The sequence below is a fragment of the Basilea psittacipulmonis DSM 24701 genome (genome assembly GCF_000743945.1).
Classification (GTDB): domain Bacteria; phylum Pseudomonadota; class Gammaproteobacteria; order Burkholderiales; family Burkholderiaceae_B; genus Basilea; species Basilea psittacipulmonis.
The window spans coordinates 816,377-832,625 of record NZ_CP009238.1; the positions used below are offsets into that span (position 1 = coordinate 816,377).

Annotated in this window: 16 protein-coding genes; 14 read left to right on the forward strand and 2 right to left on the reverse strand. The window is 39.7% G+C overall.

Annotation, left to right across the window (positions count from 1 at the left end; all coding sequences use genetic code 11):
* The first annotated feature begins 33 nt into the window (after nucleotides 1–33).
* The 4 genes from IX83_RS08550 to gdhA all read left to right on the forward strand — a co-directional run bounded on the left by IX83_RS08550 (nucleotide 34) and on the right by gdhA (nucleotide 4,598).
* Nucleotides 34–459 (forward strand): PTS sugar transporter subunit IIA, encoded by a 426-nt coding sequence (locus IX83_RS08550; protein WP_051919217.1) that lies wholly within the window; start codon nucleotides 34–36, stop codon nucleotides 457–459.
* Between the two features lie 16 nt (nucleotides 460–475).
* Nucleotides 476–745, forward strand: coding sequence for an HPr family phosphocarrier protein (locus IX83_RS03530; protein ID WP_038499261.1), 270 nt, complete (start codon nucleotides 476–478; stop codon nucleotides 743–745).
* Between the two features lie 4 nt (nucleotides 746–749).
* Complete coding sequence (gene ptsP / locus IX83_RS03535; protein ID WP_038499265.1) at nucleotides 750–2,498, forward strand: phosphoenolpyruvate--protein phosphotransferase; 1,749 nt, start codon at nucleotides 750–752, stop codon at nucleotides 2,496–2,498.
* A gap of 750 nt (nucleotides 2,499–3,248) precedes the next feature.
* A complete protein-coding gene (gene gdhA, locus IX83_RS03540) occupies nucleotides 3,249–4,598 on the forward strand; it encodes an NADP-specific glutamate dehydrogenase (RefSeq protein ID WP_038499268.1) in 1,350 nt (449 codons plus the stop codon).
* Nucleotides 4,599–5,165: 567 nt separating this feature from the next.
* Here gdhA and IX83_RS03545 read toward each other — a convergent pair.
* Nucleotides 5,166–6,695 carry a hypothetical protein gene (locus IX83_RS03545; protein ID WP_038499271.1) on the reverse strand — a complete coding sequence of 510 codons (1,530 nt, stop codon included), beginning with the start codon at nucleotides 6,693–6,695 and terminating at the stop codon, nucleotides 5,166–5,168.
* Between the two features lie 153 nt (nucleotides 6,696–6,848).
* On the opposite strand from IX83_RS03545, the gene IX83_RS03550 reads away from it, so the two are divergent.
* Nucleotides 6,849–7,700: a sulfurtransferase gene (locus IX83_RS03550; protein WP_038499274.1), complete on the forward strand. Its 852-nt coding sequence runs from the start codon at nucleotides 6,849–6,851 to the stop codon at nucleotides 7,698–7,700.
* On the opposite strand, the gene IX83_RS03555 is transcribed toward IX83_RS03550, so the two are convergent.
* Nucleotides 7,681–8,820, reverse strand: a complete 1,140-nt coding sequence (locus IX83_RS03555) for an aromatic ring-hydroxylating oxygenase subunit alpha (RefSeq protein WP_038501480.1) — start codon at nucleotides 8,818–8,820, stop codon at nucleotides 7,681–7,683. The two genes, IX83_RS03550 and IX83_RS03555, sit on opposite strands and share 20 nt — an antisense overlap.
* Before the next feature lie 204 nt (nucleotides 8,821–9,024).
* On the opposite strand from IX83_RS03555, the gene IX83_RS08805 reads away from it, so the two are divergent.
* From IX83_RS08805 to IX83_RS03600, 9 genes are all read left to right on the forward strand, one after another.
* Complete coding sequence (locus IX83_RS08805; RefSeq protein ID WP_236620622.1) at nucleotides 9,025–9,396, forward strand: exodeoxyribonuclease VII small subunit; 372 nt, start codon at nucleotides 9,025–9,027, stop codon at nucleotides 9,394–9,396.
* A complete protein-coding gene (locus IX83_RS03565; RefSeq protein WP_038499277.1) occupies nucleotides 9,380–10,255 on the forward strand; it encodes a polyprenyl synthetase family protein in 876 nt (291 codons plus the stop codon). Before IX83_RS08805 ends, IX83_RS03565 begins: the two co-directional genes overlap by 17 nt.
* Nucleotides 10,255–12,117: a 1-deoxy-D-xylulose-5-phosphate synthase gene (dxs, locus tag IX83_RS03570; protein ID WP_143244848.1), complete on the forward strand. Its 1,863-nt coding sequence runs from the start codon at nucleotides 10,255–10,257 to the stop codon at nucleotides 12,115–12,117. Before IX83_RS03565 ends, dxs begins: the two co-directional genes overlap by 1 nt.
* A gap of 38 nt (nucleotides 12,118–12,155) precedes the next feature.
* Nucleotides 12,156–12,935: a GTP cyclohydrolase FolE2 gene (gene folE2 / locus IX83_RS03575; RefSeq protein ID WP_038499283.1), complete on the forward strand. Its 780-nt coding sequence runs from the start codon at nucleotides 12,156–12,158 to the stop codon at nucleotides 12,933–12,935.
* Between the two features lie 126 nt (nucleotides 12,936–13,061).
* Entirely contained in the window at nucleotides 13,062–13,433 is a 372-nt protein-coding gene (gene rpsF / locus IX83_RS03580) for a 30S ribosomal protein S6 (protein ID WP_038499286.1), read from the forward strand.
* Between the two features lie 13 nt (nucleotides 13,434–13,446).
* A complete protein-coding gene (gene priB / locus IX83_RS03585; protein ID WP_038499289.1) occupies nucleotides 13,447–13,737 on the forward strand; it encodes a primosomal replication protein N in 291 nt (96 codons plus the stop codon).
* A 20-nt stretch (nucleotides 13,738–13,757) separates the two neighbouring features.
* Complete coding sequence (gene rpsR, locus IX83_RS03590; protein ID WP_038499292.1) at nucleotides 13,758–14,030, forward strand: 30S ribosomal protein S18; 273 nt, start codon at nucleotides 13,758–13,760, stop codon at nucleotides 14,028–14,030.
* 11 nt (nucleotides 14,031–14,041) lie between these two features.
* Nucleotides 14,042–14,494 carry a 50S ribosomal protein L9 gene (rplI, locus tag IX83_RS03595; RefSeq protein ID WP_038499295.1) on the forward strand — a complete coding sequence of 151 codons (453 nt, stop codon included), beginning with the start codon at nucleotides 14,042–14,044 and terminating at the stop codon, nucleotides 14,492–14,494.
* Between the two features lie 160 nt (nucleotides 14,495–14,654).
* A complete protein-coding gene (locus IX83_RS03600; protein WP_038499298.1) occupies nucleotides 14,655–16,091 on the forward strand; it encodes a YcjX family GTP-binding protein in 1,437 nt (478 codons plus the stop codon).
* Nucleotides 16,092–16,249: the final 158 nt, after the last annotated feature.

The window sequence follows — 16,249 nt, forward strand, 5'->3', positions numbered from 1 at the left end:
TAGGTTGTCGTAGTTTTTTTTGAAGTTTGATATATGGTGAATACTTTGATTTGTGTGATCGCACATGATCCATTGGCATCAGCTTTGTTAAAGACAGCAGAACATGTTTTTGGTCCCCAAAAGCAAGTATTTGTTTATGATATAAAGCCTGATGTCTGTCCGGATACCCAAAAAGTGCAGATTTTGAACGATATTGAAGTCTGTATGAAAAACGATGAGACGATAAGTCAAGTATTGTTTTTAAGCGATCTGATTGGTGCAACGCCTAACAATATTGGTGCATGTGTGGTAGAAGTACTTCATGCCAAGGGAATTGCTTCACATATTTTTTCTGGGGCGAGCGTTGCTATGTTGTTACAAGCGATTGAAAAAAGATCGAAGCCTTTGGATGAGTTATGTAATTATGTGATAGATCGCACGTTTAAAGGGATTCGATGCACGGATAAGTGTTCAAACTAATGTACGTTGGATTTTTATGGCAACAGTAGATATAGTAATTAGTAATAAATTAGGGTTACATGCAAGAGCAGCTTCTAAGTTGACACAGCTTGCTAACTCATTTAAAAGCGAGATTTTTATTGGGCGTGCTTCTCAACGCGTCAATGCAAAAAGCATTATGGGCGTGATGATGTTAGCGGCAGGTAAAGGCGTTACCGTCACCGTTGATGCCACAGGTGAAGATGAAGAAGAAGCGGTCACCCAGATAAAAGCTTTATTTGACGATAAATTTGGCGAGGGCGAATAAGCTCATGCAAGATTCCAAAACCACGAAATACTGCAGTGTGTTGGCACTATATGGTAAGGGTGTCGTTCGTGGTTTTGCGATTGGACAAGCGATGGTTATTGGGGGTGCAAAAGTTGATATTGCACACTACCGTATTCCAGAAGAAGAGATTGAAAAAGAATGCCAACGTCTCGAATATGCTTGTTTGCAGGTTCATCGTGAACTGCAAGATATTTTAAAACAACTGCCTCAAGATGCCCCCAAAGAAATTGCTCCGTTATTGACCGTACATAGCTTGTTATTACAAGATCCGATGCTTTTGGACGAAACCAAAGCCATCATCAAAGAACGTCAATACAATGCAGAGTGGGCCTTAAAAACGCAAGAAACCTTGATTGCTGAGAAATTTTCTCAGATGTCTGATGAGTATTTAAGTGAGCGTATTAGCGATATTCAACAGGTGGTTCATCGCGTTATTTTATTTTTGACCAATAAATCCTCCACGATTAATCCTGAATTGTTTGATGAAATTCGTCATCCGATTTTGGTGGCACGTGATATTTCGCCTGCCGATATGATTCGTCTAAAAGATCACGATTTTTCGGCATTTTTGACCGCTTTAGGTGGGGCTACTTCACATACAGCCATTGTGGCACGTAGCATGAATATCCCAGCAGTGGTGGGGATGGGAGAGGTGCAGTCTTTAATCAGTGATCGAGATGTCTTGATTGTTGATGGACAAAAAGGCTTAGTCATTGTCAATCCTACAGAAGAGATTTTGGCTTTATACCGCCATAAAAAAGAAGCCTATGATCTTCAAAGACGTGGCCTAATGGCTCAGAAAGGAGCTGCTATCACCTTAGATCATCAGCCCATTCACTTATATGCCAACATAGAAGAGCCTAAAGAGGTCGATTTTGCGATAGAAATGGGTGCGGAGGGGATTGGCTTATTTCGCACAGAATTTCTCTTTATGGGACGTTCTGAATTGCCTAGTGAAGATGAGCAGTTTGAAGCCTATCGTTATGTGTTAGAACGCATGGGGCCTGAACGTAGTGTAACGATTAGAACATTAGATTTAGGACAAGACAAAAACCTAGATAAAAGCGTCTCCGATGATAGTGATGCCAACGCTTTAGGTATGCGGGCGATTCGATATTGTTTAGCTCGCCCTGAGATGTTTACTAAACAGTTAAGAGCGTTATATCGTGCTTCTGTCTATGGCAATTTGCGTGTGATGTTCCCCATGATCTCGCATATTACTGAAGTTCACGCCATTGTAGCCTTATTAAAAGAAGTAAGAGTGAGGTTGCAAGATGAGGGCGTTGCGTTTAAGAAATTTCAAATTGGTGCCATGGTTGAGGTACCCGCGATTGCTTTAGCGATTAATAGTTTTTTAAAACAATTGGATTTTGGTTCGATTGGAACAAACGATTTAATTCAATATACGATGGCGATTGACCGTTGTGACAGTCAGTTAGCCAGTCTTTATGATCCGCTACATCCAGGTGTATTGAAGCTTATGTGGCAAACTATTTTAGCGGGAGAACGTTTCTCTAAGCCTATTTCCGTTTGCGGTGAGATGGCAGGTGACCCCAAATATACAAAATTATTATTAGGGATGGGGTTAAAACATTTTTCGATGCACGCCAATAGTTTTCCTGAAGTGCGAGCGATTATTCAACAATCGCATACTCAACACATCCGCGATATTATTAGCAATCCTTTGCATGATGGCGAGTTTATCGACTTAGTGCAACTTGGCATTGCTTAAATTATTTTCCATTTTTTTGAAGATCCGATCGCCCCTTGATGAGAAGGTGGTAACTTGTTAGTAATCAGCGGGATTCCGTTTACAAATACTTTAAATGCCTCAATAGCAGGGCCGTCAGCTGTTATGTGATGAGAAGGTGGTAACTTGTTTTCTGCGTGTTTTAGTAGATGGAGCACTTCTTCATGACGAAGATTTAACCACGCTCGATACTGTTTTCTTGTGAGTTGATAGCTTACTTGAATAGGATATTCAGACTTGATGATTGATTGTTGAAATGAATGCTGAAAAGCTAGGTTTTACGCGGATGGAGGAAGATCTAGGTAAAGGATCTTGATGGTAAACGTCGAAAATCTAGATTTTACGTGGATGGAAGAGAACTAGGTAAAGGATTTTGATGATAAACGCCGAAAAGCTAGGTTTTACGCGGATGGAGGAAGATCTAGGTAAAGGATCTTGATGGTAAACGCCGAAAAGCTAAGTTTTACGTGGATAGAGGAAGATCTAGGTAAAGGATCTTGGTGGTAAACGTCGAAAAGTTAGGTTTTACGTGGATGCACGGGAGTGTGAGTAAGGCAGATTAACGATAAATGATTGGAATCAATAATCAGATGAAGTCAATAAAAATATAAGAGGCGGTAATGGTGTGGTTTTTTGTGGGATTTATCGGTTAAGAAGCTTATATATTTTGTATTTGTACTAGTTTTTTGTTTATACTTTTAGCAGTTCATTATTACTTATTTTGGAGGTCAAATGAATAGCTATACCACTGTTGAACAGTTTCTTAATAAAATCACTGCTCGTGATCCGTACCAACCAGAATTTTTGCAAGCTGTAAAAGAAGTCTTAACGTCTATTTGGCCTTTTATTCAAGCAAATCCTAAATACCAGTCTCAGGCTTTGTTAGAGCGTATGGTAGAACCAGAACGTGTGATTCAGTTTAGAGTTTCTTGGACTGATGACAAAGGTCAAGTTCAGGTAAATCGTGCTTTCCGTGTGCAATTTAACAGTGCGATTGGTCCGTTTAAAGGCGGTATGAGATTCCATCCATCGGTGAATTTATCGATTTTGAAGTTCTTGGGTTTTGAACAGATTTTCAAAAATGCTTTGACAACCTTGCCAATGGGCGGTGGTAAAGGCGGTTCAGACTTTGATCCTAAAGGTAAGTCAGACGGTGAAGTGATGCGTTTTTGCCAAGCATTGATGGCAGAATTATATCGTCATGTGGGGTCTGATACAGATGTGCCCGCAGGTGACATCGGTGTGGGAGCTAGAGAAGTAGGCTATCTTGCAGGGATGATGAAAAAATTATCTAATAATGCTGCTTGCGTCTTTACAGGTCGTGGATTGTCTTTTGGTGGTAGTTTAATTCGTCCAGAAGCAACAGGTTATGGTCTAGTTTACTTTGCTCAAGCGATGTTAAAAGAAAAAGGCATGAGTTTTGAGGGTAAAACGGTGGCGGTCTCTGGTTCAGGTAACGTGGCTCAATACGCGATTGAAAAGGCTATGACATTGGGTGCGAAAGTGGTAACTTGCTCAGATTCGGCTGGTTACGTTTATGATGAACAAGGCTTTACGCCTGAGAAATTAGCCGTGTTGATGCGTATCAAAAACGAACAACGTGGCCGTGTGAAAGAATATGCACAGGAATTGGGCTTGAAATATGTTGAGGGTAAACGTCCTTGGGAAGTGAAAGTGGATATCGCTTTACCATGTGCCACCCAAAACGAATTAGAGTTGTCAGACGCAAAACAATTGATTCAAAACGGCGTAATCTTGGTCGCTGAGGGTGCTAATATGCCTACAACGATTGAAGCCACAGATGCTTTCCTTGAAGCTAATGTTTTGTTTGGCCCAGGTAAAGCCGCTAATGCAGGGGGCGTGGCAACTTCTGGTTTAGAAATGGCCCAAAGCTCACAACGCTTGTATTGGTCAGCTCAAGAAGTGGATCAAAAGCTTCAGTCTATCATGTTAGATATTCATGAGAACTGCAAAAAATATGGTTATCAAGAAGGTAAAGCAAATATTAATTATGTAGTCGGTGCCAACGTAGCAGGCTTTGTTAAAGTTGCTGATGCGATGTTAGCACAAGGCGTTTACTAAGATTGAATCAATCATATCTTTAAAATGGGGTGGTTTTTGCCACTCCGTTTTTTTTTGGATGAGAGAAACGTCTGTTTAAACAAAAAATCTCAAACTAAATCTATCGTGGAACATCAGGATTTTAGCGGTTATCAGCGTGTTTAGATCGTTAATGAAAAACCTTAATCTCCTAATCACAACTCGATCATAAAGAATAAAGCAAAAATCTCAAACTAAATCTATCGTGGAGCATCAGGATTTTAGCGGTTATCAGTGTGTTTAGAATGTTAATGAAAAAAAACTTAATCACCTAATCACAACTCGATCATAAAGAATAAAGCAAAAATCTCAAACTAAATCTATCGTGGAGCATCAGGATTTTAGCGATTATCAGCGTGTTTAGAATGTTAATGAAAAAAACTTTAATCCTCTAATCACAACTCGATCATAAAGAATAAAGCAAAAATCTCAAACTAAATCTATCGTGGAACATCAGGATTTTAGCGGTTATCAACGTGTTTAGAATGTTAATAAAAAACCTTTAATCACCTAATAAAAAAGAGTGGCAAAATACCACTCTTTTTTTACTTAATGAAATAGTTCCATCACTTGATTGCCTATTTTGATATTTTTATATTTCACCGCTTGGGGAGATATTTTGCATTGTTGGGCCGAATTAAAATCAATACTTTCATCCATGTGTAGTGTTTTAAAGTATGATAGATCCTTATCTTTTTGAACATAGATCTGAAGAATATTTTTTTCTGCTGTTGAGTACATGACGATAAGATCCTCTTTTTCATCGCCATTGATATCGATAAGATCAAAAACAAAATATTCACCGTGTTGCAGAGTGTCGGTATAAACTTGTGATTCCCATTGCTGTTTGTAGGTTTCCCAAAGCGGATGATTGGGCGAGCATACGGTACTGTTTTTTACCCATAGCTTCGTCAAAAGTTCTTCTTTTGTCTTCTGTTTAGCGTCTTGTTTCTTTTGGAGCTTTTCTTTTTGGGTAATGGGTTTGAGCTCGTGCTTATCGTTTACCGTGGCAGAATGAGGAGACGGTAGAATGTACGAAATAGGGACTGGTAAGAGTGCAAAAAATAAACATAATATCGATACGGTATTCGTGAGTTTTTTCCATAGTTGTAGTGTGGGTTTGAGCACTTTTAATAGCATAAATCCATAAAGTGCCAACAATATCAAGATGCATTGGAAGTTAGGAAAATAGTCAACACGATTTTGAAAGAATTCCGCATACAATTTGGGTAACAAAAACAATAATAATAAAATGGTGCTGATGCAGGCAATAAGATAGATATATTTATGTTTTTGTGTGTATGGGTAATTAAATAGACAAATCCACAAAAAGGTACCGACCGCAATTACCATCATCGCAAAGTAAGAATAGCCGTAATATCCTGTAGCTTCAACGGTAGATAAAATCGTAGAGACTGAAAGAATCACCATGAATATCGTGGTGACGTAAATAAATAGAATGAGAAAATTCCATTTTTTGATTTGGAAATCCAAATAAAGTGGAATACAACATAAGCCAGCAAAAAGGCCTATAAACAGAACACGTGTCGTTGCTATATCAAAAATTAGATCGTGTAAATAAATACGTAACGTTTCCAATAAGGTGAAAAAGATGCCTAGAATAATGGTGTAGAAAAGTGATGAGCAAAAAACAAGCCCCAAGCGATTCAGATATAAACGACTGACGTAAACAAAGTGTTCGTCATCATTCAATGCTTTGTCTTTATCCAGAAATCGACAATGAAAACGATACAAGGCAAGAAATAAACATATATAAATGAGTAAAAAAGAACTTTCTTTGTCGTTCGCTAATAGTGTTAAGAATACAAAACCACCACCAAAGAAAAATAAAAATAAGATGGCTTCAGGCGTGATGATTTCTTTTAACGTGTTTTTGTTTCGTAGATAAGTGGGTAAAATAAAAATGCTTAAAAGGGTGAAAAAATAACCTAATGAGAGGTAAGGGTTATCAGGTTTAAGCCTGCCATCACCAGTTAGGTTAAATAGCAAACATATAATAAAACCACAAAGCATCACAAACCAATACGGGGTGCGGTGTTTGTTAGCTTGATTTTGCATGGTATCGCCTCCACTCATTATAGGATTGAATAGATATTATAATGTATTTGAAGTGTGACAATTTCTTTTGAAATTGTTAACTTAAATTTAAAAAAGTAAGCTAAAATTTTTCTTTTTTACAGTACATTCATGCTTGGGTATGAGGAGTAAAACATGAATTCGCTTTTGATTACAGCTAAACAATTATCTGAACAACTTCATGATTACCAAATTTTAGATGTGCGTCATAGTTTGGCAGATTTTTCTTTAGGGCATCGAAAGTATAAAGAGGGGCATATTCCGGGGGCTTGGTTTTTAGATCACGAGATTGATTTATGTGGTCCCAAAACGGCTACCAGCGGTCGTCACCCTTTGCCAGACAGAGAAGAGTTGGCCAATCTTTTAGGCAGTTTTGGCTTGCACCCAGAAGGTCGTTTTGTGGTGTATGACGACGGTAACAGTATGTTCGCTGCCCATGCTTGGTGGTTGTTAAAGTGGCTAGGTTGTGAGCATGTGCAGGTGTTGGATGGCGGTTTTGAGGTTTGGAAAAATTCAGCTTATCCGATCAGTCAAGACGTGCCAGAACATGGCACCCCAGAACAATGGCTGCCTTTGTCGGATCCTTTGGTCGATACAGTGAGTATGCAGGCGGTGAAAGAAAATATTCATTCGCCTCAGTTTGTGCTGGTAGATGCACGAGCAGCGGCTCGCTATCGTGGAGAAGTGGAACCGATAGATCCGAAAGCTGGGCATATTCCAGGAGCTTTGAATGTTCCATGCACGGATAATCTTCAAGAAAACGGTTGTTTTAAAACACCAGAAGTATTGCGTGAACAATGGCTGACTTTCTTGGGTAATAAAAAACCCGAACAGATTGTGAATCAATGCGGTTCGGGTATTACGGCCTGCCACAATGTTTTCGCGATGGAATTAGCAGGTTTACATGGTAGTCGCTTGTATTCAGGATCGTGGAGCCAATGGTGCTCAGATCCTGATAATCCCATTGTTACAGGTGATCGCCCATAAGTTTGCGATACCATTGGTGGAAATGTTCCATACCAGCTTCCATGGGTTGTTGGTATGGGCCGACTTCACTGGTACCACGGTTATATAAGGCACGGCGACCTTCATCCATACGTTCAGCGATCTCATCGTCTTCATCACAAGTTTCCATGTAAGCAGCTTGTTGAGCTTCCATGAATTCAGGTTCAAACAAAGCGATTTCCTCAGGATAGTAGAACTCGACTTGGTTTAAGGTTTTCTGTGGCGTAATAGGATAAAGGGTCGATAAAACCAAGACATTAGGATAAAGCTCGATCATATGAGTAGGAAAATATGTTACCCAAATTGCCCCAAAATCAGGATCTTGGCCACCTTGATAATTCATTAATACTTCATGCCAACGTTTGTAAACAGGCGAGCCTGGATTGGCTAATGCGTGCTGTACGCCGACTTGTTGTGAACTGTACCAATCACTAAAGTCCCATTTAAGGTCAGAACAAGTCACAAAATGGCCTAAACCGGGATGGAATACATCAACGTGATAATCTTCCAAATACACTTCAATAAAGGTTTTCCAGTTATAGTTGCATTCGTGTAGTTTTACACCACCCAATCGGTAGTTGGAAAAATCAAATTCAGGTTTGCTAAAAAGTGCTTGCATATCTTTTGCAGGATCTCTTGGCCCCTCAAATAAAAGACCATGACAGTTTTTAACCGCAAAAGTTTGTAGATTATGGCAGTCTGGTTTTTTCTCAAAGTGAGGGGCCGCGATAAGACTACCTTCTTCGCTATACGTCCAGCGATGTAGGGGACAGACGATATTACCCCCAGTACTTTCAAGATTGCCTTTAAGTGGTTGCCCTGTCACATCGCCATACTGTCCACCAAGCATAATTGCCTGGCGGTGGCGACAGACATTTGAGATGAGTTGAATTCCTTTTTCAGTGTTGACCAAAGCACGACCAGCTGATTCATGGGCTAATGTATGCCAATCGCCGTGTTCTGGTACCATTTTTTCATTACCAAGATATATGGACGAGTTTTTGAAAATAATTTCTTTTTCGTGTGCCAAAATATCATCATCAAAATAAACATTGACAGGTAGTTGAGGACCTGACGAATTCATTTTAATGTTTTCAGACATAATATAAATTTCTCCGACAGTAAAAAAATAAATGTAAAAAAGGACTTTTGATTGTACCATTTCATATTAAAGTACTATTGATATGAAACAATGTTTCTTTTAAGAATGAATCCAAAGAAACAGGATAAAATCTAGCAGTAGAGGTGGTAAAATAGCTAGTATTCGTAAATGCTGGGCTTGTGATGGCAATAGGATTTGGACACTATGAAATTGTATGAACTTATGGAACAATCGGAGACAGAAGTGAAGCGTAAGAGTAAACAACAGGATTTTGAAACTGCTGTTCAGAAACTTGAACAGATTGTTGAAAAAATGGAATCAGGAAATCTGTCTTTAGAAGCGTCTTTAAAGTGTTATGAAGAGGGCATTCAGTTAAGTCAGTTCTGTCAGAAAGAATTACAAAAAGCCCAAGAAAAAGTAAAAATGCTAAAAGAAGGAGAGCTAGTAGATATGTCGCTTGCCGATGATGAGCAAGACGATGAAGACGAAGAGGAGGATGACAGGCGTGCCTCGCGTCCTGTGAAAGAAAGTGATTCAAATACCATATCAAATTCCTACGATGAAGTCCCTTTCTGATTTTTTAAAACACGTGCAAGTGGATGTGGAAGCATCCTTGAATGAGTATTTGCCATCGGATACATCTGATGTCTTAGCTCAAGCGATGCGATATGCTTGTTTAGGTGGTGGTAAACGTATTCGTGCGGCTTTAGTTCTAGGCACGGCACGGCTAAGTGAACAGACAATTTCTCAAGATGCTGTAAAACGTGCTCAAGCGGCGATAGAGATGATTCATGCGTATTCACTAGTGCATGATGATTTGCCTTGCATGGATGATGATGATTTAAGACGCGGTAAACCGACCGTGCATAAAGCATTTAACGAATCGATTGCTTTATTGGTGGGCGATGGCTTGCAAGCAAAAGCTTTTGAAGTATTAAGTGCAGCAGATGTTGATGCTCAGATTTTAATAAAGGTTTTGAACGCCTTGTCTATGGCCGCTTTTAAAATGGTGCAGGGGCAGATGATTGATTTGTCCAGCGTGGGTCTAAAGTTATCACAAGCACAATTGGCTCATATGCACAGTTTGAAAACAGGTGCCATGATTGAGTCGAGCGTGATGATGGGGGCTTATTTAGCTGGTTTGGATAAATCGGCATGTGAACGATTATTGACATTTGCACAGTCGATTGGATTGGCTTTTCAAGTAATAGATGATATTTTGGATGCGACGGTCTCCACTGAAGATCTCGGCAAGACCGCCAATAAAGATGCCACGCATGATAAGCCTACTTATGTGTCCATTATGGGTTTATCCGCAGCAAAAGATTTGGCTGAAAAATTATATGCTCAAGCGATAGAAGCATTGGCTGTGTTTGACGAAAAGGCAGATATATTGCGAGGCTTGGCGGATTTGATCGTTAAACGAACGAATTAATTATGTTTGAACTATTAGAAAAAATTAACCATTCATCGGATGTTAAATTACTGAATAACGATGAATTAAAAATTTTATCAAAACAGTTGCGTGATTTTATCGTGCAATCTGTGTCTTCAACAGGCGGGCATTTGTCCTCTAACCTTGGTACGGTGGAGCTGACCGTGGCCTTGCATCATGTATTTAATTTTCCCACTGATCGCTTGATTTGGGATGTGGGACACCAATCTTACCCTCATAAAATTTTGACGGGACGACGAGAAAAAATGAGTGCTTTACGTCAAAAAGGAGGTATTTCGGGCTTTCCAAAACGTTCGGAATCTGAGTATGATGCGTTTGGCACTGCCCATTCTTCAACATCTATTTCCGCAGCATTAGGTATGGCGGTGGCGGCACGCCATTTAGGACAGTTGTCTCGCCAACATATTGCGGTCATTGGTGATGGTGCGATGACAGCGGGTATGGCGTTTGAGGCCTTGAATAATGCAGGCGTGACACCGAATATTAATTTGTTAGTGATTTTAAATGATAACGATATGTCGATTTCACCTCCTGTGGGAGCATTGAATAAGTATTTAAGCCGTTTGCATCCTTTGATTAGTGAGGCCAGTGATATTGGCAAAACGGTGTTAGAACAGTTGCCCATGAGCGATCCTTTGATTCATATTGCAAAAAAATTAAAAAGTTATGCAAAAGGCATCACAGGACATCAAGCGACTTTATTTGAAGACTTGGGTTTTGAATATATCGGGCCTATTGATGGGCATGATGTGGATACGCTTATCCCCGTGTTGGAGAATATTCGTTACAAAGGTGGCTTGCATTTCTTGCACGTTATCACGAAGAAAGGACAAGGGTATAAACTGGCTGAGGCGGATCCTGTGCTTTATCACGGTCCTGGTAAGTTTGATCCTCAGCAAGGGATTGTTCGCAAAGCAAGTAACGCCTTAACGTTTAGCCAAATATTTGGTCAATGGCTTTGTGATATGGCCCAAAAAGACTCGCGTTTGGTGGGCATTACACCGGCGATGAGAGAAGGTAGTGGTATGGTGGCTTTTGATGAGCAATTCCCCTATCGTTATTTTGATGTGGGTATCGCAGAACAACACGCGGTAACGTTTGCGGCGGGATTGGCTTGTGATGAGACAAAGCCTGTGGTGGCTATTTACTCAACCTTTTTGCAACGAGCCTATGATCAGCTGATTCATGATGTTGCCTTACAGAATTTAGATGTGACGTTTGCTATCGATCGTGCTGGTTTAGTGGGGGCGGATGGGGCGACTCATGCGGGTAATTATGACATTGCCTTTTTACGTTGTATTCCGAATATGGTGATCGCCTGTCCATCTGATGAGTTTGAGACGCGTATGCTATTAAATACCTGTTATCATTATCCAGGACCCGCATCAGTACGTTATCCTAGAGGATCGGGAACAGGGGTGGACGCAGGTCGATCGTTGGAAACACTTCCTATTGGAAAAGCCCATGTTAAATATCAAGGACAAAAAGTCGCCATCTTAGCTTTTGGTACCTTACTTCAAGAAGCCATGCCTGTGGCACAAAAACATGGATATACCTTAGTGGATATGAGGTTTGTCAAACCGTTGGATACCGATTTAATCGATGAACTGGCTCGTACACACACTCATTTAGTGACGATCGAGGATGGTTGTAGAATGGGTGGTGCAGGTTCTGCGGTATTAGAGTATGTCAGCGATCGACATAAACATCTCAGCGTCTTGAATTTGGCTTATCCCGACCAATTTATCGATCATGGCGATCAACAAAAATTACATGAAGAATTGGGTCTAACTGAAAAAGGGATTGAGACTAGTATTCAATCATTTTTAGGTTTAGAATAATGCTTCCCCTTTAATTTTGTTATATAGGAAAAATATTTATGCAAACACAGAACATGCCAGATGTGCAAAGTTCGAAAGATTTGCGAGCGACACCTATTCAGAAAGTAGGTGTTCGTGGAGTCAAATATCCCATTATCATTAAAACAGGAAAAGAGATTCAGCATTCTGTAGGGAACTGGACGATGACGGTTTATTTGCCTGCAGAAGAAAAAGGCACGCATATGTCACGTTTTTTGGCTTTGCTGGAAGAACATGATAAACAGGCCATGAACCCTCATGATTTTATGCAGTTGACTGAAAAAATGAAAGGCTTGTTACAAAGTCAAAAAGCGAATATTAAAGTAACTTTTCCTTACTTTATGCAAAAAGTAGCACCCGTTTCAGGGGTGACCAGTCCTATGGATTATGAAGTGACTTGGCATGCTAATGTAGAAGAGGGTGTATCAGATTTTGAAGTCACTGTGGTGGTGCCTGTGATGAGCCTTTGTCCATGTTCAAAAGCCATCTCAAAGTACGGTGCTCATAACCAACGTTCTTACATTACGGTGACCTTGGGATGTTCTCCAGACCTTGATTTGGATGAGTTAATTCGCCAAATTGAAGCACAAGGTTCATGTCAGTTATGGGGGCTGTTAAAGCGTCCTGATGAAAAATATGTGACTGAACATTCTTATGATAACCCCAAGTTTGTTGAAGATTTAATCAGAGACGTGGCGGTAACGATTCAATCATTACCATCGATTCGTTACTATCATATTGAAGTTGAAAATTTGGAATCTATTCATAATCATTCTGCTTATGCGAGCATTAGTGGTTGATTAATGGAATAGATTTTGTTAAAATGGTGGATTCTTTGCTCGACCTTTATTAACGTGGAGGCGGGCTGTTGGTGGTTCGCATAGGTTTTATGCGGACTTATTAATATCCTCAAGGAGTTAAACTAAATGTTACGTAATTACGAAATCGTATTTATCGTGCACCCTGATCAGAGCGAACAGGTGCCAGCGATGATTGAACGCTATCAAGGCGTTGTAACAGCTAACGGTGGTAGCATCGATCGTACTGAAGATTGGGGTCGCCGTCAGTTAGCTTACCCTATTCAGAAGCTTGTTAAAGCACACTATGTTTGCTTGAATATCAAGTGTAACCAAGCTACTTTGGATGAGCTAGAACATTCTTTCCGTTATAACGATGCTATTTTGCGTCACTTGGTTCTTCAGACTAAGAAAGCTCACACTGAACCATCTATCATGATGCGTGCAGCTGAACGTGAAGAATCTCGTAAAGCAGCTCAGGCTGAAGAATTAGCAGAGTAAACGAGTAGCGTCTGTGAATCAGTACATACTTGAGGCAGTTATTTCGGAACTTGATGTTTTACGATTTACACCAGCAGGTATTCCGATTCAAGACTTGGTTTTAGAACATTCATCCGAGGTCATCGAAGCAGGACAACCACGTAAAGTACAGGTAACGTTACGAGCAAGAGCAGTAGGTCAGTTGGCTTATGAACTTGAAAAACGAGTACCTGGTGATACAGTAGAAATAAAAGGGTTTATCGCCCAAGGTCGTAAAGACACATTTCAAATCTGTTTTCACATTCAAGCTTGGCGACTAAGGTAATTTATTAAAAGGCAAATATCATGGCTTTCAAAAAAGGTAAAGATAAGCGCAGTAAGTTCACTCAACAGAATCCGCTATTTAAGCGTCGTAAATTCTGCCGTTTCACTGCTGCAAATGTAGAAGAGATTGATTATAAAGATGTTGACACATTGCGTGATTTTATTACTGAAACAGGTAAAATCATTCCTGCACGTTTAACTGGTACAAGTGCTTTATATCAGCGTCAATTAGACACAGCAATTAAACGTGCTCGTTTCTTGGCTTTGTTGCCATATACTGACAATCATAAATAATAGGTGATACCATGCAAGTGATTCTTCTAGAAAAAATCGTTAATTTGGGCGACCTTGGTGAGATTGTTAATGTACGCAATGGTTATGCTCGTAACTTCTTAATCCCTCAGAAAAAAGCTCGTCGTGCTACTGAGGAAGCGAAAAGAGAATTTGAAGCTCGTCGCGCAGAACTAGAAAAAGCTCAAGCTGAGAAATTAGCTCATGCTAAAGCTCTTGGTGAGAAACTTGAAAACTACAAATTGACTGTTCACCAAAAATGCGGTGTTGACGGTCGTTTGTTCGGTTCTGTTACTAACTTCGATATTGCTAATGCATTGAATGCAGCAGGCTTTGAAGTAGTGAAATCTCAAGTACGCTTGAATGACGGTGCATTGAAAGCAACAGGTGAATACCCAGTGGTATTGCATCTACATGCTGATGTGGACGTTGAAATTTTGGTAGTGGTAGAAGGCGAATTAGCTTAATACTGTTTATCGAAGTATCGAAGAACCAGCTCGTGTGGGCTGGTTTTTTTATGCCTGAAAGATTTTAAATGAAGTAATATTTGATTTGTAAAAAAATGGAATGATATCGTTTTCATCTTATAATGGGCAGTGCGAGAGATTTTATTGATACAGTACGGTTATGGCATTTTTTGATAGTTTAAAAGAAGAATTATCTCAAAAATATGAGCAATTATTTGATCAACAATTACGTATTGCCGTGACGGGCTTGACACGCAGTGGTAAAACAGCTTTTATCACGAGTTTGATCAATCAGTTATTAACGTTGGACGAGGATAAAAATAAGTTTCCTGCCTTCAAAGCTAGTCGAGAGGGGCGTATTCAGAGTGTAAGAATCATTCCTCATCTTAATAAGGAGATTGCTTCATTCCCTTATGATGAAAATATCGCTGGTTTGTCTCAAGACCCGCCCCAATGGCCGATGCCAACCAGTGTGTTTCGTGAAGTTAGATTAGAGATTAAGTATCGATATAAACCAGGTTTATGGCGTCAAATCGGCTTGCCACCTGTGTTAACGGATGGAACATTATATTTGGACATTGTTGATTATCCAGGTGAATGGCTACTTGACCTACCTTTGCTAGATTTGTCTTATGAACGTTGGTCTCAAAGTAGCGATTTCTTATCGAATGAATTACGTCAAGAGATGGCCCAAGATTGGCTTCATTCCTTGAATACGCTTGATTTGAAAGCCAAAGCGGATTATCAGCAAATTAAACAAATTGCCCAACAATACACAGAATTTTTGCTCGCGTGTAAACGAAAAGGTTTGGAAAATATTCAGCCTGCACGATTTGTCATGCCTAAAGGAGTTTCGGAAGATGCACCCGTTTATGACTTTTTTCCGTTGGTGCATCTGTTGAAAGAAGATTGGGCGGGATTATTGAGTCATGCGGAAAAACACCCCGATTCCACGATTGCGGTGTTGATGAATCATTATGATTATTATGTCAATCATTATGTAAAAGATTTTTATGAGAAGTATTTCAAACGATTTGACCGCCAAGTCGTGTTAATTGATTGTTTGACCCCTTTGAACCATTCAAACATTGCATTGACTGAAACCAAACAAGCTTTGCAAGGTATTTTTGAGCATTTTAGCTATGGTACGCGTTCTTTGTTTCATCGTCTGTTTTCACCACAAATTGATAAGTTAATGTTTGTGGCGACTAAATTAGATCATATTACGACGGATCAAAAAAAATCACTGGAAAGTCTATTGGAACATTTGATTTTAGACAGTAAGCGTGTATTAAAAATCAATGATATTCGTATGGACAATGCGGTGATTGCTTCGATTCGTGCAACGGTGCAAGTTTCAAAAGTCGATGAGAATGGCGTGGAACAACGTGCGTTGAAAGGGCGGTTAAAGAAAGATGGTCAGGAAGTTTACATTTATCCAGGTGAAGTGCCTCATAATTTGATGATCGCCAAAAATTATCAAGAAGCGTTTGAGTTTGATGAATACTTGCCTTTGCCGTTAGATGAAAATGGTTCGATTAGGCAATTAAACATGGATAAAGTCATGAGTTTTTTATTAGACGATAAGCTGGAATAAACTCAAAAATCACGTGATGAGATGATTTTGTCGTGATTTAAAATTACGTGTGAGTAAGGCAGGTAGCGGTGTCTGGATGAATTTAGGTCTGGTGAAATCGAAAAAAAATCACGTGATGAGATGTTTTTGTCGTGATTTAAAATTACGTGTGAGTAAGG